Source organism: Microbispora siamensis, assembly GCF_016863095.1.
Taxonomy (GTDB): Bacteria; Actinomycetota; Actinomycetes; order Streptosporangiales; family Streptosporangiaceae; genus Microbispora; species Microbispora siamensis.
Map to the genome: position 1 here is coordinate 70,054 of NZ_BOOF01000029.1, position 22,748 is coordinate 92,801.

Sequence of the window (22,748 nt, forward strand, 5' to 3'; positions counted from 1 at the left end):
AATTGGTTACTCTGGACCGGTGAGCAAGAATGCCGACGGCCAGATGGGGACGGTGGCCGCGCTGGTGCGGTCCACGTTCCTGGTGAACGCCGTGTACGCGGATTCCGCCCGAGAGTACGGACTCACCCAGCAGCAGGGTCAGTTGCTGTGCGTTCTGATGGCGCAGCCCTACGGCATGAGCGAGCTGGGCGGGATACTCGGCCTGGCGAAGTCGAGCCTGACCGGCCTGGTGGACCGCAGCGAGCGCAACGGACTGGTCCAGCGCACCCCCGACCCCCAGGACTCCCGCGCGGTGCGGGTGTCGCTCACCAGGCAGGGCGCCAGGCTGGCCGACGAGTTCTACACCGAGACCTGCCGCCGCGTCGAGGAACTGGCCTCGGGGCTGGCGCCGGCGGAGCGCGACACGCTCGCCGCCCTGCTCGGCCGCGTCGTGACGGACAACAAGGTCCCCACCGTCTTCCTGGAACCGGACTCCACGCGCTGAATTCGAGAAGGGTTGCAGTTCGTGCCACGAACTAATATGGTTCGTAGCACGAACTGCAGCTCTTTCTTGCATCGGAGCGTGAATCATGAGTCGTACGGTCGTGGTCGTCGGCGGAGGTTACGGTGGTTCCGCGGTCGCCAAGGCGCTGGACGCCGAGGCCGACGTCGTCCTCATCGACCCCCGGGACGCGTTCGTCAACACGGCCGGCTCCCTGCGGGCGCTGACCCGGCCCGACTGGGCGGGCACCATGTTCTTCCCCTACGACCAGTGGCTCAGGCGCGGCAGCGTGGTGCGCGAGCGGGCGGTCTCGGTGGACCCCGGCGGCGTCACCCTGGCCTCGGGCCGGCGGATCGAGGCCGACTACCTGGTGCTGGCCACCGGCTCCAGCTACGCCTACCCGGCCAAACCAGCGTCCGACTCCATGGACGAGGTCATGGACGACCTGCGCCGGACCCACAAGGAACTGGCCGGCGCCGAACGGGTGCTGATCCTCGGCGCGGGGCCGGTCGGCCTGGAACTCGCCGGCGAGATCAAGGAGGTCTGGCCGCACAAGCACGTGACCGTCCTGGACCCGGCCGAGCGACTGCTGGCCGCCTTCCCCGAGGAGATGCGCAGGGAACTGCACCGCCAGCTCGACGAGCTGGACATCCACCTGCGGCTGGGCGCCAACTTGACCACGACTCCGCCGACCGAACCCGCCCAGGCGGAGACCTTCACGGTCACGACGACCGGCGGGGAGGAGATCACCGCCGACATCTGGTTCCGTGCGCACGGCGTTCACGTCAACAGCGACTACCTCGCCGACGGCCGGCTGACGGCGCGTACCCCGCGGGGGCAGGTTCCCGTCACCGAAACCCTCAACGTCCAGGGATACGAGCACGTCTACGCCATCGGCGACATCACCGACGTCCCCGAGGCCAAGATGGCCGGGTACGCAATGCAGCACGCCGAGGTGGTGGCCCGGAACATCCTCGCCCAGATGCGCGGCGAGCGGCCGGAGGCCACCTACCAGCCGCTGCCCTACCCCATGATCCTGCTCCCGCTCGGCCCGCGCGGCGGTGTCGGCCAGTTGCCCTCCCCGGAAGGACCGGTCGTCGTCCCGGCCGAGACCGTGTCGGCGTACAAGGGGGCCGACCTGTTCACCGGCCGCTTCAGCGAGCAGTTCGGCGCCGCCTGACATGAACGCCACGCCTGTCCGCACACAGAAAGGCAGAACAATGCCCGCACATGACGTCGTCTTCGGTTTCGGCGCGCACTCCGGCATCGACGACATACCCGAGCTGCTGCGCATGGCCCAGCAGGCCGACCGGGACGGGCTCGACATCTTCACGTTGTCGGACCATCCCTACCTCGGCGGACGTGTGGACGCCTATGCCGCGCTCGGCTTCATCCTCGGGCGTACGGAGCACATCGCCGGTTTCGCCAACGTCACCAACCTGCCGACCCGGCCCGCCCCCATGCTGGCCAGGATGGTGACGTCGTTGTCGGCCCTGTCGGGCGGCCGGGTCGTGCTCGGCATGGGCGCGGGCGGGTTGTGGGATCGCATCGCCGACATGGGGGTGCCGCGGCTGACGCCCGGCGACGCCGTGGACGCCTTCGAGGAGGCGATCGTCCTGGTCAAGCTGCTGTCGGGCGGTGGTCCTCCGGTCACCTACCAGGGCACGCACTACCAGGTGAACCACATAGAGCCGGCCCCCGTGCCCGCGCCGCCCGTGTGGACCGGATCGGTCGGCCGCAAATCCCTGGCGGCCACCGGCCGGGTGGCCGACGGCTGGATCCCCGGCCACGCGGCCGACTGGCTCAGCGAGCGCTACCGCACGTCGCGGCCGGTCATCGACGAGGCGGCCGCGTCCGTCGGCCGCGATCCGGGCGAGATCCGCACGGTCTTCAACTTCCCCGGGCGCATCACCGACCGGCCGCTGCCCGCCACCCGCGACTCCGAGGGCCGCTGGATCGGCGGTTCCGTCGGCCAGTGGGTCGAGGAGCTGACCGGAGCCGTGCTGGAGCACGGCGCGTCGGGCTTCACGCTCTTCTCCGCCGACCACGGCGCCCCCGACCCCACCCTCCTGGCCCGCTGGGCCCAGGAGGTCGTGCCCGCCGTCCGCGAGGCGATCGCGAAGCGGTGAGCCCGGTCCGGGCGCGCGTCAGACCTGGGATTCGACGATCGCGTTGTGGGCGGCCACCCTGGCCCGCCGTACGGCCCGGTCGAGGTCGCGCAGGGCCTGCCCACGAGCGGCGACCTGCCCGGAGGTGAGCCCCCGCTCGTCGGCGAGGCGGAGCGCCACCGACAGCCGGGCGGCGAGGGCGCCGACCCGGTGCGCCCTGCCCGGATAGCCGGGGGCGAGGGCATCGCCCGCGCGGTCGAGCGTGTCCGGCGCCGGGAAGCCCTGAGCCGGGCCGCCCACGCCGAGCAGCGCCTCGGTGGCGGCCATCATGGCGGTCCGCAGCGCCTGCTCCGCCTCGGCCAGCGACGGCACGTCGGGCGGCACGGCCGACGCCTCGGCCACGGTCCAGCGGATTCCGGAGTACGACGAGCCGCGCCGGTCGGCGGACGGCACGAGACCGAGGCACCGGCCGGGCAGCACGGCCACGGCGGCCTGGCCCGCGTCGATCGCGGCGCCGTTGAAGGCGGGCGGGCCGGTGAGCCCGAGCGGGTCGCCGGGGATCGGCAGGGCCAGCCGGAACGCGTCGAGCCCCTCGATCCGACGATCGACGAGGTAGGCGAGCAGGGGGGTCTCGACGTCATCCGCCGCCACCACCTGCGGCCCGGCCTCGCGCTCGACGCGGTCGAGGGCGTGCTCCAGGCTCACGTGTCCCCCGAGCCAGGCATTGCCCCAGGCGACGAGCGTGGCGGAGATCGGTGAATCGATGCGCACCCGATCCACGATATGTGGTCGGACTGCCATAGTTTTATCTCAGCGAACCACGGGAGGGGGACCACATGGGCGGTCAGGTGCTTCAGCTTCAGGACGTGGCCGTCCGCAGGGACGGCGCCGCCCTGCTGCGCGGCATCGACTGGAGCGTCCGGGAAGACGAGCGCTGGGTGGTGATCGGGCCGAACGGTGCGGGGAAGACGACGCTGCTCCAGGTGGCCGCGTCGCTGCTGTTCCCGTCCGAGGGCTCGGTGGAGATCCTCGGCGAGCGGCTCGGCCAGACGGACGTGTTCGACCTGCGGCCCCGGATCGGCCTGGCCAGCGCGGCCCTGTCGGAGCGCATCCCGCCGGACGAGAAGGTCATCGACCTCGTGCTCACCGCGTCGTACGCGATCCTGGGCCGGTGGACGGAGGAGTACGACTCCCACGACGTCACCCGGGCGGTCGAGCTCATCGACCAGCTCGGCTGTGCCCACCTGATCCGGCGGCGCTTCGGGACGCTGTCGGAGGGCGAGCGCAAGCGGGTGCAGATCGCTCGGGCGCTCATGCCGGACCCCGAGCTGCTGCTGCTCGACGAGCCCGCGGCCGGGCTCGACGTCGCGGGCCGCGAGGATCTCGTACGCCGCCTCGGCGCGCTGGCCCGCGACCCGAAGTCGCCCACGATGGTGCTGGTCACCCACCATGTCGAGGAGATCCCGGCCGGGTTCACCCACGTGCTGCTGCTGCGGCACGGCTCGGTCGTCGACCAGGGGCCGATCGACTCGGTGATGACGCCGGAGAACCTGTCCGCGACCTTCGGCGTGCCGCTGCACCTCGACCGCGGCCAGGAGGGCCGCTGGTACGCCCGTCCCCTCTGACCTCCACGCAGAGCCCGGAGCCTACCCTTGGCGGATAGCCATCCGAGGGAGAGGTGCGAGTGACGCCGTGGGAGGCGGCCGCGGTCTTCGCGGCCGGTGTCGGGGCCGGGGCCATCAACGCCGTCGTGGGATCGGGTTCGCTCATCACGTTCCCGACGATGCTGGCCGTCGGCTTCCCGCCGATCGTCGCGAACGTGTCCAACAACGTCGGGCTCGTCCCCGGCGGCGTGACCGGGGTGCTCGGCTACCGCGCCGAGCTCAAGGGTCAGCGTGAGCGGCTGCTCCGGCTCGGCGTCGCGTCCGTGATCGGCTCGCTCGCCGGCGGGGTGCTGCTCCTGCTTCTCCCCGCGGAGGCGTTCAAGGTCATCGTCCCGGTGCTCATCGCGGTCGCCTGCCTCCTCGTGGTGTTCCAGCCGAGGATCAACGAGTGGCTGGCCGTACGGCGCAGGCCGCACCCCCACGGCGGGCCGTGGCTGTGGCTGGGCGTCCTGGGCGCCGGCATGTACGGCGGCTACTTCGGCGCCGCCCAGGGCATCGTGCTCATCGGCCTGCTCGGCAGCTTCCTCGACGAGGACCTCCAACGGGTGAACGCGGCGAAGAACCTGCTGTCGCTGCTGGTCAACGCCACGGCGGCGGTGCTGTTCGCGTTCATCGCGCCGGTGGACTGGGCCGCCGTGCTGATGGTCGCGATCGGCTCGGCCGTCGGCGGCTTCCTCGGCGCCCGCGTGGGCCGCCGGCTGCCCGCACCCTTGCTGCGGGGATTCATTGTTGTCGTCGGGATCGTGGCGATAGTGAAGCTGGTGTCCTGAAAGGGTATGTCTGCCCTTGTGAAGGGCGACCGGGTGGAGATCGTCATCGATGCGGGGGGAACCCCGCGCACCTACGAGGTGGTCGCGACCAGGGCGGGCCGCCGGATCGAGATCACGACGGGCCGGGGAGTGGTCGAGGTCAGCGAGGTCACGCGGGCGGGCACTCCCGTCCGCACCGCGCGGTTCATGTCCAACCGCGTCCTCGCGCTGGTGGAACATCCCGCCGACGACCGCGGCCCGGACACCGGCTGACCGGGTCCGGGCGCGGAACGCGTCCCCGTGGTGGAGTCACTGTGGGGGTCACTCCGCGGGACGGACCTGGACGACGCCGTCCTGTCGCAGCCTGGTCTGGAAGGCCGGCTGGCGCGACGTCGCGGGTCCGTGCATGACCCGGCCGTCGGAGATGCGGAAGGCGCTGCCGTGCCACGGGCAGACGATGCAGGCCTGGCCCTCCTCCATGGCGACCCGTCCCTGGTGGAGCGGGCCGGCGAGGTGGGAGCAGTTGTCCGCGAGCACGCTCACGTCGTCGCCGAGGCGCAGGACGAACAGATCGATGTAGCCGAGCCGCCGCCGGACCGGCCGCCCGTTGGGCAGGTCCTTGAGCGCGCACAGGTCGTGCCAGCCGAGCGGCATGAGGTGGCCGACCGACTCCGCGTGGTTGGCCCCGGCCGCCTGTCGGTAGGACATGTGGCTGCCGAGGTGTGCACCCGCGGAGGCCGCCGCGAGTCCCGCGTACGCCAGTATGCGCCCGGCGCGTTCGCGTCCCGTCACCCGTAAGAAAAGAGAGCCCGTGTAGCAGAGCGCCGCGGCGGTGTTGGTCATGGCGTGCACCAAGCCCACGCGCTGCTGTTCGCGGTGCAGGGTGGACCAGTCGGTGAGGCCGGCCGCCACCGTGGGAACGGCGCTGCCCAGTCCCACCAGGATCAGCGTCCGCGCCGCGCGTGAGCCCGTCTTGGTCATGTCCACCACGCTCGCCGACAGCCAGCAGCCGAAGGTCGTCACGGCGAGCGCCGGGTGCAACGGGTGTCCCATGGGCACGCCGTGCAGGACGTCTCGCAGCTTGCCCGGGCCGAGTCTGCGGCGCACCTTCTTGGATATGACGGTGATCGGCCGGTCGAGCACGGTGGCCCGCTCGAGCCCGTCGAGGAGCTCTGCCGAAGGGACCCTCCGTGCCGTACGGCCCGCACGCGGCCTGGTCGTCTCTTCCATGTTTCGCCCCCTAACACGGGATCACGTACCCCCGCGTCACAGCTGTGAACATGGACAGGCATGAGACGGTATATGCGAGTTTCGAGTCGGCGCGCTCCCGTTCAGGGCGCCAGATGACCCCGGGCGACCGAGCCGGCGACCAGCTCCGCGGCGTACTCGCCGAGCGTGGGCGACCCCTCCTCGATGAGCCGCACCTTCTCCATGACCTGGCGGGCCGTCACCTTGTAGAGCGGCCACGTGCCGCCCTCGTTGCGGTGGTTGGCGATGATCGGCGCGAGCCGGTCGAGCGCCCTGGCGAACCTCGCCTCCGGTGTGCGCCGCTCCTCGAACTCGTCCCACAGGGCACGCAGTCGCGCCCCCTGGTCCTCCGGAAGCAGCCCGAAGATCCGGTCGGCCGCCGCGCGTTCGAGCGCGGCCTGCCCCTCGACCGCGACGGGGTCGTAGATGAAGGTGTCGCCGGCGTCGATCTCCACTATGTCGTGGACGAGCAGCATCGCGACCACCCTGGACATGTCGGTTCCCGGGGGCGCGTGCTCGGCCAGCGTCATCGCCATCATGGCCAGATGCCAGGAGTGCTCGGCGTCGTTCTCCCGGCGCGAGCCGTCGATCAGCGAGTTCCGGCGGATGACGCGCTTCAGCTTGTCGATCTCCATGTGGAAGGCGAGCTGAGACTGCAGCCGTTCGTGGATGAGCGCGGTCGTCACCTGCGCAAGCCTAACCGGTCACGATCAGTTCGTCCCCGATCCGGCGCCGCGCGCCGTCAGGCTCACGAAGCGCACGCCCTTCTCCCGTACGACGACGCGTCCCGCCTCGTCGTACGCGGTCAGGGTGACCCCGTTGAGAGGGCGTCAGACGGTGAAGAGGCGGCCGACCTCCTCCAGTTCGCGCACGAGGTCGAAGCGGGGATCGCGGTAGTGGCGGGCGCCGAAGCCGGTGCGGCTCACGGTCCATCTCAGTTCGCGCGCCCACCTGTCCTGGTCGGCGCACAGCGCCAGGTCGGCCATCGTCATCCGGCTTTTGATCAGCGATAACCAGGCGGCACCGGGGGGATTCACCAAGAGACTCCTTTCGGATGGGTGCCCAGTGGAGATCTCGTCGTTCTGAATTCGTCGTACGGAGGGCGCGTTCCATTCACGGAACGGCCCATTCGGTGTTCGCTGCGTGCGCAGTGCGAGCGCCGGCGACGCCGGCCGAATGTCGAAATCCCGCTGGCCCGGATGCCTCCCGTAGTCATGCGCATCCGAGGCGGCCGGCGCCCCTCGCCGGGCGCGTGCCCCGGATGGGGAAACGGGCCGCGGAGTATTTCGCCGGCGACGCCGGCGCCCCCACACTCCGGAAGACCCTTCCCGCATCGATCGTGACTCAGGACGCATTGCCCTGCAATACTTGGCGAAAAGAAATCCGCAAGAATCTTGTGCGGATACGCTGCAAATTACGGTGCAACTTGCACGAGCGGGCGCGGTAATCTTCGGACAGGGCGCCCCTCACCCGCGCGCCCGATCCGCCAGGGCGCGCGCCCACCATCCGTGCGTCCACCGCAACCACCGGATTCACCGGATGAAGGAGGTCGGCCGGGGTGCCCGAGCACGGCAGTCCCACCGTCCGCCGCCGGCGGCTGGGGCAGGAACTGCGCCGGTTACGCGAGCGTGCCGATCTGACGGGCGACCAGGTCGCCGCCCGGCTCGGCTGGTCGGCGGCGAAGATCAGCAGGATCGAGACGGCGCGCACCTCGCCTCGCACGAGCGATGTTGAGGCACTTCTGGTGATCTACATGGTAGATTCCCGCCAACGCCAAGAGCTGCTCGCCCTGCACCGGGACGCGACCCGGAAGGGCTGGTGGGAGGATTATCGCGACTCCCTGCCCAAGGAATACACGACGTTCCTTGGCCTGGAGGCCGAAGCCACGGCAGCACGCGACTGGGAACCCCAGGTGGTGCCGGGTCTGTTCCAGACCGAGGCGTACGTCCGAGCCATGATGGAGAGCGGACAACGGAGCACCCTTGAGGCGCCGGGCGGCGTCCGCAGCCGGATCGAGGTCCGGATGGCGCGCCAGCAGGCCGTTCTCAGGGCGGAGAGCCCGCTGGCCATCTCCGCCGTCCTGGAGGAGTCGGTCCTGCTGCGCCGGTTCGGCGACCACGAGGTGATGCGGGAACAGGTCAGGCGGTTGATCGAGGTGTCAGAGCTGCCGAACGTCGAGTTGCGGATCCTTCCGCTCGACGCGGACCACCCGATCAACACCGGCGCGTTCTGCCACCTCAAGGTGCCGGAGTTCCACGACGTCGTGTACCTGGAGGCACTCCTGGGCGGGCGTCTGGTCGAGGACGAGACGATCGTCTACCGGTACGAGGTGGCATTCGACTACCTGGAGACGAAGGCCCTCGACGTGGACGACTCCCGCCGGTTCTTGGAGAAAACTGTCCGTCACTGGCGCTAGCCAGCTCTAGACCGCCCCGGGAACCCGCGCGAAATGATTTCCGGGGGGAGAGAAACGTTGTCCATGAACTCGATTGACCTGTCCGGAGCCGTCTGGTGGAAGAGCAGCCGGAGCTCTAACAACTGTCAGTGTGTGGAAGTGGCCGTACTTCCTGACGGCCACGTGGGTGTGCGCGACAGCAAGAACCAGGACGGCCCCGCTCTCGTCTTCACTCCCGCCGAATGGGACGCGTTCATCGGCGGCGTGAAGGACGGCGAGTTCGACCTTTAACGAGTCCGGCAGGAAATCGCGACCGCGGAAATCGGCCCCGGCGGGGCGCTCTGACGACGGTCGCGGACGCGCGTACGGCCCGCGCCCGGAAGGGGCGCGAGCCGTACGTGAGGGGAAGGGGGTCAGGCGACGCCGAGCCCCTGCGCGACGCGCTGGCCGAGGTCCTTGTGGATGTTGGTCCAATACTCGACCACGCGCTTCTTCATGTCGGCGGTCACCTCGGGAGCCGAGGCGTGGCCGATGATGTTGCTCACCATGTGGTCGCGGTCGACGTCGGAGAGTACGTTCTCCCACAGCGCGCGCGGCTGGACGTAGTCGTCGTCCTCGCGGTGCCTGACGTACGCGCTCCGGATGATCTCACCGGCGACCTGGTAGTTCTCGCCCTCGTAGAGCGAGGGGTCGGCGGCGGGGCCGCCGAAGGAGTTCGGCGCGTACAGCGGGTCGCTCGGGTTGGCGAACGTCATGGCGCCGTCCTTGTTGTAGCTGTGGACGGGCGCCTTGGGCCGGTTCACCGGAAGCTGCAGGTAGTTGGTGCCGATGCGGTGGCGGTGGGTGTCGGGGTAGGAGAACAGCCGGCCCTGGAGCATCTTGTCCGGCGAGGCGCCGATGCCCGGCACCAGGTTGGCGGGCTCGAAAGCGGCCTGCTCGATTTCGGCGAAGTAGTTCTCCGGGTTGCGGTTCAGCACGAACCGGCCGATCGTGATCTCCGGGTAGTCGGAGTGCGGCCAGACCTTCGTGAGGTCGAACGGGTTGAACCGGTAGTCCGCCGCGTCCTCGAAGGGCATGATCTGGACGTTGACCTTCCACGCCGGGTGGTCGCCGTTCCTGATGGCGGTGTGCAGGTCGCGGATGTGGAAGTCCGGGTCCTCGGCGGTCATGGCCCTGGCCTCGGCGTCGGTGAAGTTCTCGATGCCCTGCTCGGTCTTGAAGTGGTACTTGACCCAGAACTTCTCGCCCGCGGCGTTGTACCAGAGGAAGGTGTGCGACCCGAAGCCGTGCATGTGCCGCCACGTGCGGGGGGTGCCGCGGTCGGTCATGAGGAACGACACCTGGTGGGCCGACTCGGGCGACAGCGTCCAGAAGTCCCACTGCATGTTGTGGTCGTGCAGATGGTTGTCGGCGCGGCGCTTCTGCGTGTGGATGAAGTCGGAGAACTTCGAAGGGTCGCGGATGAAGAAGATCGGCGTGTTGTTGCCGACGATGTCGTAGTTGCCGTCCTCCGTGTAGAACTTGATCGCGAAGCCGCGGGGGTCGCGCGCGGTGTCGGCGCTGCCCAGTTCGCCGGCCACGGTGGAGAATCGAAGGAGGAGCTCGGTCTCCTCGCCCTTCTGGAACAGCTTCGCCTTGGTGTACTGGCTGACGTCCTCGGTGATGTGCAGCACGCCGTACGCGCCGCCGCCCTTGGCGTGCACTACGCGCTCGGGGACCCGCTCCCGGTTGAAGTGGGCCATCTTCTGGATCAGGTAGTGGTCCTGCAGCAGCAGCGGGCCGTTGGGACCGACGGACAGGGAGAACTCGTCGCTGGGAGCGGGAATCCCGGCGTCAGTGGTGGTGATGGGCCTGTCGGTCATGGGGCTGTCCTCCGGGGTCACTTCATGGGATGCGTGCGGGAAACGACGGAAAGCGGGGACGCGAGGCTCAGGCACGGGCGGAGCCGGACCGGGCGCTGCCGGTCTCGGCCCGGCACGGGGGGCACAGGCCCCAGTAGATGACGTCCGCCTCGTCCACCAGGTAGCCGGCGTCCGACGCCGGCTCCAGGCAGGGCGCGTGCCCCACCGCGCAGTCGACGTCCGTGACTCTTCCGCAACGGCGGCAGACGAGGTGGTGGTGGTTGTCGCCCACCCGCGTCTCGTACCGTGTCGGGCTGCCCGCGGGCTCGATGCGGCGGAGCAGTGCGCCGCGCTGCAACGCGTTCAGCGAGTCGTAGACGGCTTGCAGGGACACCTGGCCGACGCGTTCGCACACACCGCGATGGATGGCTTCCACGTCGAGGTGGTCGCCCCCGCTCACGGTCTGCAGGATCGCCAGGCGGGCCGCGGTCACCCGCAGTCCGGCCTCGCGAAGGCGCTCGGCGTCGTCCACAGCCCTCACGTTAGCAGTAAACTTGAATGACTCAAGTAAAGGAACTCTCCAAGTTTTTTGCCCCAGGATCTCCCACGGGCTCCCCGGATGCCGGCGGGAGATGGCATGCTCGGGTGCCGTGAGACGTCAGCCCCTCGCCCTGTCCCTGTTCGCCCTCCTCGCGGCTCCCCTTCTCGTCGCGGGATGCAGCCCGGCGGAGAGCGAGCCCGTCCCCGGCGCGTCGCAACCGGAGGTCAAGACCGCGACCCCGTCTCCCAAGCCGCAGCGGCGGCCCTTCACGATCTCCTTCGCCGGCGACGTGCACTTCGAGGGCGTCCTGCGCAACCGGCTCAACGCCGACCCGCGTACGGCGCTCGGCCCGATCGCCGCCGTGCTGCGCAGATCCAACCTCACCGCGCTCAACCTCGAGACGGCCATCACCACCGCCGGTACGCCCGCCCCGGGCAAGCAGTTCACCTTCCGCGCCCCGGCCACGGCGTTCACCGCGCTCAAGGCCGCCGGGGTGGACGTCGTCACGATGGCCAACAACCACGGCATGGACTACATGGAGAGCGGCCTGCGGGACACGCTCGCCGCGATCAGGTCATCGAAGTTCCCCGTCATCGGCATCGGCGCGAACGAGACCGAGGCCTACCGGCCCTACCGCAGGACGGTCAACGGCAACCGGGTGTCGATCATCGGCGCGACCCAGGTGCTCGACGAGCAGTTCATCCAGGCGTGGACCGCCTCCGGTGACAAGGGCGGGCTCGCCTCGGCCAAGAACGAGCCCCGGCTCCTGCGTGCCGTGCGGCAGGCCCGCAAGAACTCCGACACCGTCATTGTGTTCCTGCACTGGGGCACCGAGCTGGTCAAGTGCCCGACGCCGGTGCAGCGGAGCCTGGCGGACAAGCTCGTGGCCGCGGGGGCCGACGTGATCGTGGGCAGCCACGCGCACATCCTGCTGGGCGGCGGTTACTCCGGACAGGCGTACGTGCAGTACGGCCTGGGCAACTTCGCCTTCTACAACTGGGGCCCGGACACCGGGACGACCGGCGTGCTCACCCTGACGATCAACGGCAGGAAGGTGCTCAAGGACCAGTGGACCCCCGCCCGGATCAACGGCGGCGTGCCGATTCCCGTGACGGGCGGCGCCAAGCAGCAGGCGCTCGGCGCGTACCGCGCGCTGCGCGGCTGCACCGGCCTGTCGGCCGCACCGGCCGACTCCTGACGGCGGTGCTACGGGATTCTTGCCGCAATTCAGACGACTGGTCGATAAGCGCTGACCACGGCGCGTGAAACAGGCAAGATGGGTGAGTGTCCAGCCGGTACGTGAGGGAAGCAGGCGGTCCCGCCTTCGCCGTCGAGCACTGTTCACCCGTCGACAGTTGGGGCCGTGGGGGTGGTGAGGGGATGTCGCCGCGCTCGTCGCATCCCGGTGAGCCGCTGCGGCGGCGTCCTTCGCAGCGTCGTAGCGCCCGCAGAGTGGAGCGGATGCTCGACGCCTGCGCCGAGTTGCTCGACGAGGGCGGCTATGACGCGCTGACGACCACCCGGGTGGCCGAGCGGGCCGGGGTGGCGATCGGCTCGGTCTACCAGTTCTTCCCGGACAAGCGGGCGCTCAGCCAGGCCCTGACCCGGCGCAACGTCGAGTTGTTCGTCGCGCGGGTCGGGCGTCGCTTCATGGTCGAGGACTACGCCGGCTGGTGGGACGCCGTCGACGCCATCATCGACGAGTACGTCGAGATGCACCGCACCGTGCCCGGGTTCCGCTCGCTGCACTTCGGCGAGGTCTTCGATCTCGACCTCCTCGACTCCGTGTCCGACAACAGCACCGTGATCGCCGGGCGGCTCCGCGCGTTGCTTCTCGCCGAATTCGGTCTCGCCGACAGTGAGGATTTGGACCGTGCCATTCTCGTCGCCGTCGAGGCCGGGGACGCGGTGCTGAAGCTCGCCTTCCGGCACGATCCCAACGGCGACCCCGGAATCGTGGCCGAAGCCAAACGGCTCGTCTGCGGATACCTGTCCCGCCAGCTCGCCTCCGCCGTCTCGGGCGGCGAATGACGACGGTTCGCGCCGGGGCCTCACTCGCGGGGGCGGCCGGGATCACCCGGCGCCTGCGGGCCGGGTACGGCGCGGGGGACGCCGATCGAGGGCCACAGTCCCGGCGCGGAGCCCTGGACGTAGGCCGTGTTCTGCCACGACCTGGTGCGGGTGCGCGGCGGTATCGGCAGCTCCCGGGCGTCGTCCTCGTCCGTCAGGCTCGGCTGCCTCTTCCCGGCCGTGCCCGCGCGGCATCCGAGACTCGCCGCCGGCTCGACTCTCAGCTCCATCATCTGCAGCTTGGCCTGCAGCCGGGCCAGTTCGGCGCGGGCCTGGTCGAGCGCCTCGTACTGGGCCGTGACGAAGCCGGCGAAACCCGGGACCACCGCGGCGAGCACCGTTGTGGAGGCGAGAGTCAGTATCACCCGCTTGGACATGCTGTAACGCTCCTCGCCGAGCTTCGATTGGCACAGGCGTGGTGCGATATGCCCGGCTATCTGCAGAGAAAAGCGCATAGTAGCCAAACGTGTACTAATTGTTGCTTCGGCAATGCCTGGTGTTGTCCTGCGAAAACACGCCGGGATCGGTAGCCTCGGCTCTGTGGCACATGTGACAAATGAGCAGGTGGACCGACTGCTCGAACAGGCCCTGCTGCTCGATGACCACGGTGCCCTCGCCCGCCGCCTCGACGCGCTGGCCCAGGGGTACGAGTCGGGAGAGATGTCCAGGGCGGCGATCCTCGTGCTCGCCGCGGAGGAGTGGCGCCAGGCCGGTCAGCCCGCGACCGCCCTCGACCGTTACCAGAGCGCTCTGGAGGATGGCGGGGAGGTGCCGGTGGACCCGCGTGCGGGCATCGCCGACACGCTGTTCGAGCTCGACCGGCCCGAGGAGGCCAGGGCCGTGATCGCCGCGGTCAGGGCAGGGGACTGGAACCCGGCCACCGCGCTGACCGTCGCCGAGACACTCGTGGCGTACGGCGACCTCGACGCGGCGCACGAGTGGGCCACCGAGGGCATCCGGGCCTGCGGCGCCACGGTGTCGGGCATCCGCGACTCGCTGCTGCGCACGCGCTACCGCATCCGGGTCGATCTCGGCCTGCCCGAGGACGACCTCGACGCCCTCCTCGACGTCTCCCGCTGAGACGCCACCCCGGCTACGGCTGAGGGCCTCCGGGGCGGACGTGTGAGGGCATGTGAAAAGGGGCCGTGTGTCACGGCCCCTTGGTCACGTTGTTCTGGTTCGCTGTCTTCGGTTTCGCTGTCTTCGACGAAGCCGCCGGCCGCGAGGCGCCGCCCTCGCGCGTCCGCGGCGTACGGCGGACGGAGGGTTACGGCAGGAGTCTCTTGCCGGTCGCGGTGGCGAAATCGGTCACCGCACGCGTGCCCGTCGCCTTGGTGAGGGCGGCCGGGGTGGTGATGTCGCCGTTCTGCTGACGCGCGGCCGCCTTGGGGTACTCGCGCGGCTGCAGCCGCGGCACGTGCCGGCCATCCGCAGCGTCGGGCTGCACGGCCGCCGCCGTCCCCCGCCCGCGCGCGTCGTCGTGCCGCTGGCGCTTGTCCTTGGCCCCCTTCTTGCGCTCACCCTCCGGCAGGGAGGCGTTCCGCGTGCCGGTCATGGGCCGGCCGGCCTGACCCGCCTGCGGGGCCGCCTGAGCGGCACTCTGGTTGGCGGCCGGGGCCGGGGCTATGACCCCGGGCTGCTTGTGCGGGTGGTGCGCCTTGCGGTGGCGGCGGTCCTTCGCCGGGAAGGTCTGCGTGCTCTGCTCCTGGCCCGAGGCGCCGCTCTGCGAACTGGTGCTGTGGGATACGCCCTGGGGCGCGATGACCCCCTGCGTGCCCTGGTTCCGCGCCTCCGGCCTCTGCGCGTTCTGCGCTCCGGGCTTCTGCGCTCCCGCGTTCTGTGCCCCGGGCTTCTGCGCGTGCTGTGTCCCGGGCTTCTGCGACACCGGGCCCTGGGCCGAGCCCGCCGACTCGTCCTCCGGCTTGGGATGCCGGTGGCTCTTCTTCGGATGCCCCTGCGCGACCGGGTGCTCCCGCTCGTGTGCGGCCGGCGCGGTCCGCAGCGCCTGCGGCGCGCAGGCGTTCGCGGCGCCGGGCTTGGCGGGTGCGACGGCGAGGAGGGGCACGGTGCTCCTGGCCGGGAACAGGGTCTTGGCATCGGCGGCGGGAACGGCGGGCGCGCGGCGCGGTTCGGAGACGGCCGTGGCGCCGGCCACGGCGTTCTGCACCGGGGCGGAGGCCGCCTTCGCGGGCGCCGAGAGGGTCGTGGCGTCGGCGGGCAGCGTCTTCGCGCCCGCCGGCGCGGGCAGAACCGCCGCGCCGCCGGGCACCGCGCCACCGGACACCGTGCCAGGTGCAGTGCCAGGTGCAGTGCCAGGTGCAGTGCCAGTCGCCGTGCCGGGCATCGAACCCGGCAGCGTACGGGGGCCCGGCACGGCCGGCAGGGCCGCGGGCCCCGGGACGGTGCGGGCGACCGTGGCCGAGCCGGTGGGAAGCGAGTTGTGCCCCTGCCCGGCGGCCGCTCCGGCCGCGTCGGCGATGCTCAGCACGCTCGCCGCCGGAGCGAGGGTGGTCAGTCCACCCGTCAGGTCGCGGCCGGCGACCTCGTGGCCGGTGACGTCGCGGCCCGTGACGTCGTGGCTTTGGGCCCGGCAGGCGTCGGCCAGCGCGCCGTCCTTCGCCATCGCCGGGCCTCCGGTCAGCCAGCTCACTCCGGCAGTGACCGCCGCAAGCGCGACGCACCGCCCTCGAATACTTCGTGATGTCCTGGACATCCACGTCCCCCTGATCGCGTACGGTAGTCCGACGAACGCCGAACGTAGCAGCGAGGGGAAAGGGCGGGGCGCGCTTGCCCCAATGGTGGGGAAGACCTTACCGAGCGGGCCGGATCGTCAGCGTGTCACCTGCCGCGTCAAAGTCGACGATTACCTCGTCGCCGTCCCGGATGGCGCCCGACAGCAGCTCCTTGGCGAGCTTGTCGCCGATGGCCGACTGGATCAGACGGCGCAGCGGGCGCGCGCCGTACAGCGGGTCGTAGCCGGTGAGCGCGAGCCAGTCGCGGGCGGCGGGCGTGACGGTCAGCTTCAGCCGCCGGTCCGACAGACGCCGCGCGAGCCGGGCGACCTGCAGGTCCACGATCTGCGACAGCTCCTCGGTGCCGAGCGCGTCGAACACGATGATGTCGTCGAGCCGGTTGAGGAACTCGGGCTTGAACGACGCCCGCACCGCGTTCATCACCGCCTCGCGCTTGGCCTCGCTCTCCATCGTGGGGTCCACGAGGAACTGCGAGCCGATGTTCGAGGTGAGGATCAGGATCGTGTTGCGGAAGTCGACCGTGCGGCCCTGCCCGTCGGTCAGCCGGCCGTCGTCGAGCACCTGCAGCAGGATGTCGAAGACCTCCGGATGGGCCTTCTCGATCTCGTCGAGCAGCACCACCGTGTACGGCCTGCGCCGCACGGCCTCGGTGAGCTGGCCGCCCTCCTCGTAGCCGACGTATCCGGGCGGCGCGCCGACCAGGCGGGCCACGCTGTGCTTCTCGCTGTACTCGCTCATGTCGATGCGGGTCATGGCCCGCTCGTCGTCGAACAGGAACTCGGCGAGCGCCTTGGCCAGCTCGGTCTTGCCGACACCGGTCGGGCCGAGGAAGAGGAACGAGCCGGTCGGCCGGTCGGGGTCGGAGATGCCGGCCCGGGCCCGCCGTACGGCGTCGGAGACGGCCTGGACGGCCTGCTGCTGGCCGATCAGGCGCTTGCCCAGCTCGTCCTCCATGCGCAGCAGCTTGGCGGTCTCGCCCTCGAGCAGCCGGCCCGCCGGGATGCCGGTCCAGGAGGAGATGACCTCGGCGATGTCGTCGGGCCCGACCTCCTCCTTCACCATCGGCTCCTCGACCTCCGCCGTCTCGGCGGCCTTGGCAGCCTCGGCGAGCTCCTTCTCCAGCCGGGGGACGTCGCCGTACATGAGCCGGGACGCCGCCTCGAAGTCGCCGTCGCGCTGGGCCCGCTCGGCGGCGCTGCGCGCCTCGTCGAGCTGCTTCTTCAGCTCACCGACCTTGTTGAGGCCGGCCTTCTCCCGCTCCCACCGGCTGACCAGGGCGTTGAGGTCCTCCTGGCGGTTGGCCAGCTCCTCGCGGAGCTTCTCCAGGCGCTGCCGGCTGGCCTCGTCGGTCTCCTTGGCGAGCGCGAGCTCCTCCATCTTCAGCCGGTCCACGCTCCGCTGGAGCTGGTCGATCTCCACCGGCCGCGAGTCGATCTCCATGCGCAGCCGCGACATCGACTCGTCGACCAGGTCGATCGCCTTGTCCGGAAGGTAGCGCGCGGTGATGTAGCGGTCGGAGAGCGTCGCGGCGGCGACCAGGGCGCTGTCGGAGATCTGCACCTGATGGTGCGCCTCGTAACGGCCCTTCAGACCGCGCAGGATCGCAATCGTGTCCTCGACGGTCGGCTCGCCGACGTAGACCTGCTGGAACCGCCGCTCCAGGGCCGGGTCCTTCTCGATGCGCTCGCGATACTCGTCGAGCGTGGTGGCGCCGATCATGCGCAGCTCGCCGCGGGCCAGCATGGGCTTGAGCATGTTGCCCGCGTCCATCGCGCCCTCGGCGGCGCCCGCGCCGACCATCGTGTGCAGCTCGTCGATGAACGTCACGATCTGGCCGTTGCTCTCCTTGATCTCGTTGAGCACGGCCTTCAGGCGTTCCTCGAACTCGCCGCGGTATTTCGCACCCGCGACCATCGCGCCGAGGTCGAGCGCGACCAGGCGCTTGTTGCGCAGGCTCTCGGGCACGTCGCCGGCGACGATCCGCTGGGCGAGGCCCTCGACCACGGCGGTCTTGCCGACGCCGGGCTCGCCGATCAGCACGGGGTTGTTCTTGGTGCGGCGCGACAGCACCTGGACGACCCGGCGGATCTCGCTGTCGCGGCCGATCACCGGGTCGAGCTTGCCGGAACGCGCCCGCTCGGTGAGGTCGACGCCGTACTTCTCCAGCGCCTGGTAGGTGTCCTCGGGCGTCTCGCTCGTGACCCTGGCGTGCCCGCGGACCTTCTCGAACGCCTCGAGCAGCGCATTGGGAGTGGCACCCGCGGCCTTCAGCAGGTCGGCGACCTGCCCGCCGTCGGTGGCGAGCCCGACGAGCAGGTGCTCGGTCGAGACGTACTCGTCCTCGAGCTGCTTGGCCCGCTGCGCGGCGGTGTTGAGCACGGTCAGCAGTTGGCGAGAGCTGGACGGCGCGCTCACGGTGGAGCCCTGCGCCTTCGGCAGCCGGTCGAGCAGTTCCTCGGCCTGCGCGCGCAGTTGCCGGGGGTCCGCGCCGACGGCCTGCAGCAGCGATCCGGCGATGCCGCCGTTCTGCGCCAGCAGGGTCGTCAGCAGGTGCGCGGGCGCGACCTCGGGGTTGCCGTCTGCCGCGGCGCGCCGGACGGCCGCGGACAGGGCCTCCTGGCTCTTCTGGGTGAACTTGTAGTCCATATGTGAATGCCTCGTTTCGCCGATCAGGCAGGTGGCAGTTCGTAGCGGACCAGTGCCCGCAACATCGTGAGCTCACCCCTGAGCCGGGTGACCTCCTCGCGCATGCGCATGTTCTCGGTTTCGAGTTCGAGGATGCGCTTGATGCCGGCGAGGTTGATGCCGTGCTCCTGGGAGAGCCGCTGGACCTCGCGCAGAAGCACGATGTCCCTGGTCGAGTACAGCCGCCCCCGCCCCGCCGTACGGCCGGGGCTGACGAGCCCGAGCCGGTCGTACTGGCGGAGCGTCTGCGGGTGCAGCCCGGACAGCTGGGCGGCTACGGAGATCACATAGACGGGGGTGTCGTCGGAGATGTCGAAAAACCTGGCATCCATCGGCTCACTCGCTTCTGGCCTGCTTGATCAGCTCTTCGCGAAGGTCCTGGCCCTCCGTGGCGTTCCTGAACTCCTCGAGAGCCGCGCGGGCCTTGTCGTCGAGGTTCTGGGGCACCGTGACCTGGACGGTGACCAACAGGTCGCCCTTCGTGCCGTCCTTGCGGGAGGCCCCCCGGCCGCGCACCCGGAACGTCCGTCCGTTGGGCGTTCCCTCAGGGATGCGCAGGGTCACCGGCATCCCCCGGAGCGTCGGCACCTTGATCTCGGCGCCGAGCGCGGCCTCGGGGAAGGTGACGGGGACCGTGACGGTCAGGTTCTCCCCGCTGCGCCCGAACACGGGGTGCGGCTTGACGTGGACCAGCACGTAGAGGTCGCCGGCCGGGCCGCCGTTCTCACCGGGCGCGCCCTTGCCCTTGATCCTGATGCGCTGGCCGTCGCCGACTCCGGCCGGGATGCGGGCCTGGATCGTACGGGTGCTCTTGCCGCGCCCGCTGCCCTCGCAGACGGGGCAGGGGTCGTCGACCACCAGACCCCGGCCGCGGCAGTCGCGGCACGGCTCGGAAAAGGCGAAGTTGCCGAGGTTGCGGCTCGCCGCCCCGGTTCCCTCGCAGGTCGGGCAGACCCGTGGCGTCGTGCCCGCCTTAGCCCCCGTGCCGCCGCAGGCGGTGCAGGCGGCCGAACTGGTGAGCCGGAGAGACACGGTGGTGCCGTCGACCGCCTCGCCGAAGGCGAGCGTCACCTCCGACTCGACGTCCTGGCCGCGCCGCGGCCGGGCAGTGGTCGTGCGCGTGCCCGCTCCGCCTCGGTTGAACAACCCCCCGAACAGGTCCCCGATCCGCTCGCCCGACCCCGACCCGCCGAACAGGTCGCCGAGGTCGAAGTTGAAGCCCCCACCGGCCCGGGTCCCGCCCGCGCCCGCGTAGCCCCCGAGCCCCGACCCGAAGAGCGTGCGCGCCTCGTCGTACTCCTTGCGCCGCTTGACGTCGGAGAGCACGTCGTACGCCTCGGAGACCTCCTTGAACTTCTCCTCGGTCTCCTTGTTCCCCGGGTTGGCGTCGGGGTGGTACTTGCGGGCGAGCTTGCGATACGCCTTCTTGATCTCCTCGGCGCTCGCGGTCTTGGGCACACCAAGGACGGCGTAGTAGTCCTTTTCCAAGTAGTCCTTGGTGCTCATCTATCGCTTCCTTCGCACGAAAGGGGAGTGAATCGGTGTTCCCGCGGCCGTTCCCGCGGATGCCCCGCGGCTGTCGTCGCGGGTGCACTCGCGGGTCTCTCCCGATCTTCGCCGATCGGGAGAGACCTCCGCGGTTTCAGTTCTCGTCCGGCCCGCCGGCCTCGCCGGAGCCGGCCGCCGTCTCCTCCGGCGCCGCCGCCTCCTCGCTCGGCTCGGCGACGGCCACGCGAGCGGCGCGCAGGATCCTGTCGTTGATCCGGTAGCCCGGCTGGAGGATCTCGATGCACGTCGGCTCGGTCACCTCCGCCGAGTAGCTGTGCAGCAGGGCCTCGTGCACGGTCGGGTCGAAGGGGTCGCCCTTCGCGCCGTACGCGGTCAGGCCCAGCTTGCCGACGGCCGCCTCCAGCGACTCGCTCACCTTCGCGAAACCGCCGGTGAGCTCGCCGTGGTCGCGGGCGCGGCCGATGTCGTCGAGCACCGGCAGCAGTTCGGTGAGCACGCTCGCGACGGCCTGTTCCCTGACGGCGATCCGGTCGCGCTCGACCCGCTTGCGGTAGTTGCTGAACTCCGCCTGGAGCCGCTGCAGGTCGGCGGTGCGCTCGGCGAGCAGGTCCGTCGCGGACCCCTCGGCGGGCGCCGCCGTCTGCGTGCCCTCGTCCGCGGGGACGGCCTCGGGCGCGTCCCCGGCGGACTCGCGGGCCTTGCCGGTCTCCGGGTCGATCTTGCGGTTGTCGCGGATCACCGGCTCCTCCTCGGAACCGTTCTCACGCGGGCTCACTTGCGGCCGCCCTCCCGCTCGTCGTCGACGATCTCGGCCTCGACCACGTCCTCGTCGGCCTTCGCCTGCGCGCCCTCCGGACCCGCCGCGCCCGCGCCGGCCGCGGCGCCATCGGCACCGGCCTGCGACTGGGCGTAGATGGCCGAGCCCATCTTCTGGCTGACCGTGGCGAGCTTTTCGGCGGCGGTGCGGATGGCGGGGATGTCGGTGCCCTCCAGCGTCTTCTTCAGCTCGGCGAGCGAGTCGTTGACCTCGGTCTTCACGTCGGCCGGGACCTTCTCGTCGTTCTCGCGGAGGAACTTCTCCGTCTGGTAGGCCAGCGCGTCCGCGTTGTTGCGGACCTCGGCCTCCTCGCGGCGCCGCTTGTCTTCCTCGGCGTAGGACTCCGCCTCGCGCATCATGCGCTCGATGTCCTCCTTGCCCAGGGCCGAGCCGCCGGTGATGGTCATCGACTGCTCCTTGCCCGTGCCGAGGTCCTTCGCCGAGACGTTCACGATGCCGTTGGCGTCGATGTCGAAGGTGACCTCGATCTGCGGGATGCCGCGCGGGGCCGGGGCGATGCCGGTCAGCTCGAAGGTGGCCAGCTTCTTGTTGTACGCCGCGATCTCGCGCTCGCCCTGGTAGACCTGGATCTGCACCGACGGCTGGTTGTCCTCGGCCGTCGTGAAGACCTCCGAGCGCTTGGTCGGGATCGTCGTGTTGCGCTCGATGATCTTGGTGAAGATCCCGCCCTTGGTCTCGATGCCCAGGCTGAGCGGGGTGACGTCGAGGAGCAGGACGTCCTTGACCTCGCCCTTGAGGACACCGGCCTGGAGCGCGGCGCCGATGGCGACGACCTCGTCCGGGTTCACGCCCTTGTTGGGCTCCTTGCCGCCGGTCAGCTCCTTGACCAGCTCGGAAACGGCAGGCATACGGGTGGAGCCGCCGACCAGGACCACGTGGGCGATGTCGGAGATCTTGATCCCCGCGTCCTTGATGACCTGGTGGAACGGGCCCTTGCAGCGCTCGAGCAGGTCGGCGGTGATCCGCTGGAACTCCGCCCGGGTCAGCTTCTCCTCCAGGTGCAGCGGGCCCTCGGAGGAGGCGGTGATGTAGGGCAGGTTGATCGTGGTCTCGGTCTGGGCCGACAGCTCGATCTTGGCCTTCTCGGCCGCCTCGCGCAGGCGCTGGAGGGCCATCTTGTCCTTGGACAGGTCCACGCCGTGCGCGTTCTTGAACCGGGTCACCAGCTCGTCGACGACCCGCTGGTCCCAGTCGTCGCCGCCGAGGTGGTTGTCACCGCTGGTGGCCTTGACCTCGACGAACCCGTGCCCGTCCTCCTGGCCGACGTCGAGCAGGGACACGTCGAAGGTGCCGCCGCCGAGGTCGAAGACCAGGATGGTCTGGTCCTTCTCCTTGTCGAGGCCGTAGGCCAGGGCCGCGGAGGTGGGCTCGTTGATGATGCGCAGCACGTTGAGGCCCGCGATCTGGCCGGCCTCCTTGGTGGCCTGCCGCTGGGCGTCGTTGAAGTACGCCGGGACGGTGATCACCGCATCGGTGATCTTCTCGCCCAGGTAGGCCTCCGCGTCCTGCTTGAGCTTCTGCAGGACGAACGCGCTGATCTGCTGGGGCGTGAACTTCTTGCCGTCGATCTCGATCGACCAGTTCGTGCCCATGTGGCGCTTGACCGAGCGGATGGTCCTGTCGACGTTGGTCACCGCCTGCCGCTTGGCGACCTCGCCGACGAGAACCTCACCGTTCTTCGCGAACGCGACCACGGACGGCGTGGTCCGCGAGCCCTGAGCGTTCGCGATGACCGTGGGCTCGCCGCCCTCGAGGATCGAGACGACGGAGTTGGTCGTCCCCAGGTCGATACCTACCGCACGTGCCATGAGTACGTCCTTGTAGTCAAAGTTGAGTCGGTCAGACTCAAATACTAGCCCCGCCGAG

Annotated in this window: 24 protein-coding genes; 11 read left to right on the plus strand and 13 right to left on the minus strand. The window is 70.2% G+C overall.

Annotation, left to right across the window (positions count from 1 at the left end; genetic code table 11):
* The first annotated feature begins 19 nt into the window (after positions 1–19).
* The 3 genes from Msi02_RS23920 (at position 20) to Msi02_RS23930 (ending at position 2,610) form a co-directional block, all read left to right on the plus strand.
* Entirely contained in the window at positions 20–484 is a 465-nt protein-coding gene (locus Msi02_RS23920) for a MarR family winged helix-turn-helix transcriptional regulator (RefSeq protein ID WP_204050355.1), read from the plus strand.
* An 85-nt stretch (positions 485–569) separates the two neighbouring features.
* Positions 570–1,661 (plus strand): NAD(P)/FAD-dependent oxidoreductase, encoded by a 1,092-nt coding sequence (locus tag Msi02_RS23925; RefSeq protein WP_204050356.1) that lies wholly within the window; start codon positions 570–572, stop codon positions 1,659–1,661.
* A gap of 40 nt (positions 1,662–1,701) precedes the next feature.
* Positions 1,702–2,610, plus strand: a complete 909-nt coding sequence (locus tag Msi02_RS23930; protein WP_204050357.1) for an LLM class flavin-dependent oxidoreductase — start codon at positions 1,702–1,704, stop codon at positions 2,608–2,610.
* Between the two features lie 18 nt (positions 2,611–2,628).
* Here Msi02_RS23930 and Msi02_RS23935 read toward each other — a convergent pair whose 3' ends face one another.
* Complete coding sequence (locus Msi02_RS23935; RefSeq protein ID WP_372974713.1) at positions 2,629–3,354, minus strand: Rv1486c family protein; 726 nt, start codon at positions 3,352–3,354, stop codon at positions 2,629–2,631.
* A 71-nt stretch (positions 3,355–3,425) separates the two neighbouring features.
* On the opposite strand from Msi02_RS23935, the gene Msi02_RS23940 reads away from it, so the two are divergent.
* From Msi02_RS23940 to Msi02_RS23950, 3 genes are read left to right on the plus strand one after another with little or no spacing between them, the layout of a single operon-like run.
* Complete coding sequence (locus tag Msi02_RS23940) at positions 3,426–4,214, plus strand: ABC transporter ATP-binding protein (RefSeq protein WP_079316427.1); 789 nt, start codon at positions 3,426–3,428, stop codon at positions 4,212–4,214.
* Between the two features lie 59 nt (positions 4,215–4,273).
* Complete coding sequence (locus tag Msi02_RS23945) at positions 4,274–5,023, plus strand: sulfite exporter TauE/SafE family protein (RefSeq protein WP_204050358.1); 750 nt, start codon at positions 4,274–4,276, stop codon at positions 5,021–5,023.
* A gap of 6 nt (positions 5,024–5,029) precedes the next feature.
* Positions 5,030–5,275, plus strand: a complete 246-nt coding sequence (locus Msi02_RS23950) for a DUF8836 family protein (protein ID WP_211591737.1) — start codon at positions 5,030–5,032, stop codon at positions 5,273–5,275.
* Positions 5,276–5,323: 48 nt separating this feature from the next.
* On the opposite strand, the gene Msi02_RS23955 is transcribed toward Msi02_RS23950, so the two are convergent.
* The 3 genes from Msi02_RS23955 to Msi02_RS23965 all read right to left on the minus strand — a co-directional run bounded on the left by Msi02_RS23955 (position 5,324) and on the right by Msi02_RS23965 (position 7,287).
* On the minus strand, positions 5,324–6,232 hold the full coding sequence (locus Msi02_RS23955; protein ID WP_204050359.1) for a Rieske (2Fe-2S) protein: 909 nt from the start codon (positions 6,230–6,232) through the stop codon (positions 5,324–5,326).
* Between the two features lie 101 nt (positions 6,233–6,333).
* On the minus strand, positions 6,334–6,885 hold the full coding sequence (locus Msi02_RS23960) for an HD domain-containing protein (protein WP_079316447.1): 552 nt from the start codon (positions 6,883–6,885) through the stop codon (positions 6,334–6,336).
* A 195-nt stretch (positions 6,886–7,080) separates the two neighbouring features.
* On the minus strand, positions 7,081–7,287 hold the full coding sequence (locus tag Msi02_RS23965) for a hypothetical protein (protein ID WP_143737473.1): 207 nt from the start codon (positions 7,285–7,287) through the stop codon (positions 7,081–7,083).
* 521 nt (positions 7,288–7,808) lie between these two features.
* Between Msi02_RS23965 and Msi02_RS23970 the strand changes: the two genes are divergently transcribed.
* Positions 7,809–8,666: a helix-turn-helix domain-containing protein gene (locus tag Msi02_RS23970; protein WP_079316431.1), complete on the plus strand. Its 858-nt coding sequence runs from the start codon at positions 7,809–7,811 to the stop codon at positions 8,664–8,666.
* 63 nt (positions 8,667–8,729) lie between these two features.
* Positions 8,730–8,936, plus strand: coding sequence for a DUF397 domain-containing protein (locus tag Msi02_RS23975; RefSeq protein WP_179155283.1), 207 nt, complete (start codon positions 8,730–8,732; stop codon positions 8,934–8,936).
* Between the two features lie 122 nt (positions 8,937–9,058).
* Here Msi02_RS23975 and Msi02_RS23980 read toward each other — a convergent pair whose 3' ends face one another.
* Positions 9,059–10,507 (minus strand): catalase, encoded by a 1,449-nt coding sequence (locus tag Msi02_RS23980; protein WP_204050360.1) that lies wholly within the window; start codon positions 10,505–10,507, stop codon positions 9,059–9,061.
* A 67-nt stretch (positions 10,508–10,574) separates the two neighbouring features.
* A complete protein-coding gene (locus Msi02_RS23985; protein WP_275414170.1) occupies positions 10,575–11,018 on the minus strand; it encodes a Fur family transcriptional regulator in 444 nt (147 codons plus the stop codon).
* Between the two features lie 118 nt (positions 11,019–11,136).
* Between Msi02_RS23985 and Msi02_RS23990 the strand changes: the two genes are divergently transcribed.
* A complete protein-coding gene (locus Msi02_RS23990) occupies positions 11,137–12,225 on the plus strand; it encodes a CapA family protein (protein WP_239108656.1) in 1,089 nt (362 codons plus the stop codon).
* A 263-nt stretch (positions 12,226–12,488) separates the two neighbouring features.
* Positions 12,489–13,058 carry a TetR/AcrR family transcriptional regulator gene (locus tag Msi02_RS23995; protein ID WP_308441831.1) on the plus strand — a complete coding sequence of 190 codons (570 nt, stop codon included), beginning with the start codon at positions 12,489–12,491 and terminating at the stop codon, positions 13,056–13,058.
* A gap of 20 nt (positions 13,059–13,078) precedes the next feature.
* Here Msi02_RS23995 and Msi02_RS24000 read toward each other — a convergent pair whose 3' ends face one another.
* Positions 13,079–13,474, minus strand: coding sequence for a hypothetical protein (locus Msi02_RS24000; protein ID WP_204050364.1), 396 nt, complete (start codon positions 13,472–13,474; stop codon positions 13,079–13,081).
* A 163-nt stretch (positions 13,475–13,637) separates the two neighbouring features.
* On the opposite strand from Msi02_RS24000, the gene Msi02_RS24005 reads away from it, so the two are divergent.
* Positions 13,638–14,177, plus strand: a complete 540-nt coding sequence (locus Msi02_RS24005) for a tetratricopeptide repeat protein (RefSeq protein ID WP_204050365.1) — start codon at positions 13,638–13,640, stop codon at positions 14,175–14,177.
* Between the two features lie 187 nt (positions 14,178–14,364).
* Here the strand turns inward: Msi02_RS24005 and Msi02_RS24010 are convergent, their stop codons facing one another.
* From Msi02_RS24010 to dnaK, 6 genes are all read right to left on the minus strand, one after another.
* Positions 14,365–15,747 (minus strand): hypothetical protein, encoded by a 1,383-nt coding sequence (locus Msi02_RS24010; RefSeq protein ID WP_204050366.1) that lies wholly within the window; start codon positions 15,745–15,747, stop codon positions 14,365–14,367.
* Positions 15,748–15,907: 160 nt separating this feature from the next.
* On the minus strand, positions 15,908–18,496 hold the full coding sequence (clpB, locus tag Msi02_RS24015; protein ID WP_204050367.1) for an ATP-dependent chaperone ClpB: 2,589 nt from the start codon (positions 18,494–18,496) through the stop codon (positions 15,908–15,910).
* A 23-nt stretch (positions 18,497–18,519) separates the two neighbouring features.
* Positions 18,520–18,867, minus strand: coding sequence for a heat shock protein transcriptional repressor HspR (locus tag Msi02_RS24020; RefSeq protein ID WP_079315565.1), 348 nt, complete (start codon positions 18,865–18,867; stop codon positions 18,520–18,522).
* A gap of 4 nt (positions 18,868–18,871) precedes the next feature.
* Positions 18,872–20,041, minus strand: a complete 1,170-nt coding sequence (gene dnaJ, locus Msi02_RS24025; protein ID WP_204050368.1) for a molecular chaperone DnaJ — start codon at positions 20,039–20,041, stop codon at positions 18,872–18,874.
* 136 nt (positions 20,042–20,177) lie between these two features.
* On the minus strand, positions 20,178–20,819 hold the full coding sequence (grpE, locus tag Msi02_RS24030) for a nucleotide exchange factor GrpE (protein ID WP_204050369.1): 642 nt from the start codon (positions 20,817–20,819) through the stop codon (positions 20,178–20,180).
* Positions 20,816–22,690: a molecular chaperone DnaK gene (gene dnaK, locus Msi02_RS24035; RefSeq protein ID WP_079315562.1), complete on the minus strand. Its 1,875-nt coding sequence runs from the start codon at positions 22,688–22,690 to the stop codon at positions 20,816–20,818. Before dnaK ends, grpE begins: the two co-directional genes overlap by 4 nt.
* Positions 22,691–22,748 lie beyond the last annotated feature (58 nt).

What these genes read in the sequence shown, in the direction of transcription:
- Msi02_RS23925 (WP_204050356.1), top strand. Translation starts at nt 570, where the DNA reads ATGAGTCGTACGGTCGTGGTCGTCGGCGGAGGTTACGGTGGTTCCGCG.
- Msi02_RS24020 (WP_079315565.1), bottom strand. Translation starts at nt 18,867, where the DNA reads ATGGATGCCAGGTTTTTCGACATCTCCGACGACACCCCCGTCTATGTG.
- dnaK (WP_079315562.1), bottom strand. Translation starts at nt 22,690, where the DNA reads ATGGCACGTGCGGTAGGTATCGACCTGGGGACGACCAACTCCGTCGTC.
- Msi02_RS23960 (WP_079316447.1), bottom strand. Translation starts at nt 6,885, where the DNA reads ATGGAGATCGACAAGCTGAAGCGCGTCATCCGCCGGAACTCGCTGATC.
- Msi02_RS23995 (WP_308441831.1), top strand. Translation starts at nt 12,489, where the DNA reads ATGCTCGACGCCTGCGCCGAGTTGCTCGACGAGGGCGGCTATGACGCG.
- Msi02_RS23940 (WP_079316427.1), top strand. Translation starts at nt 3,426, where the DNA reads ATGGGCGGTCAGGTGCTTCAGCTTCAGGACGTGGCCGTCCGCAGGGAC.
- clpB (WP_204050367.1), bottom strand. Translation starts at nt 18,496, where the DNA reads ATGGACTACAAGTTCACCCAGAAGAGCCAGGAGGCCCTGTCCGCGGCC.
- Msi02_RS23930 (WP_204050357.1), top strand. Translation starts at nt 1,702, where the DNA reads ATGCCCGCACATGACGTCGTCTTCGGTTTCGGCGCGCACTCCGGCATC.
- Msi02_RS23980 (WP_204050360.1), bottom strand. Translation starts at nt 10,507, where the DNA reads ATGACCGACAGGCCCATCACCACCACTGACGCCGGGATTCCCGCTCCC.
- Msi02_RS23950 (WP_211591737.1), top strand. Translation starts at nt 5,030, where the DNA reads ATGTCTGCCCTTGTGAAGGGCGACCGGGTGGAGATCGTCATCGATGCG.
- Msi02_RS23955 (WP_204050359.1), bottom strand. Translation starts at nt 6,232, where the DNA reads ATGGAAGAGACGACCAGGCCGCGTGCGGGCCGTACGGCACGGAGGGTC.
- Msi02_RS23975 (WP_179155283.1), top strand. Translation starts at nt 8,730, where the DNA reads ATGAACTCGATTGACCTGTCCGGAGCCGTCTGGTGGAAGAGCAGCCGG.
- dnaJ (WP_204050368.1), bottom strand. Translation starts at nt 20,041, where the DNA reads ATGAGCACCAAGGACTACTTGGAAAAGGACTACTACGCCGTCCTTGGT.
- Msi02_RS24000 (WP_204050364.1), bottom strand. Translation starts at nt 13,474, where the DNA reads ATGTCCAAGCGGGTGATACTGACTCTCGCCTCCACAACGGTGCTCGCC.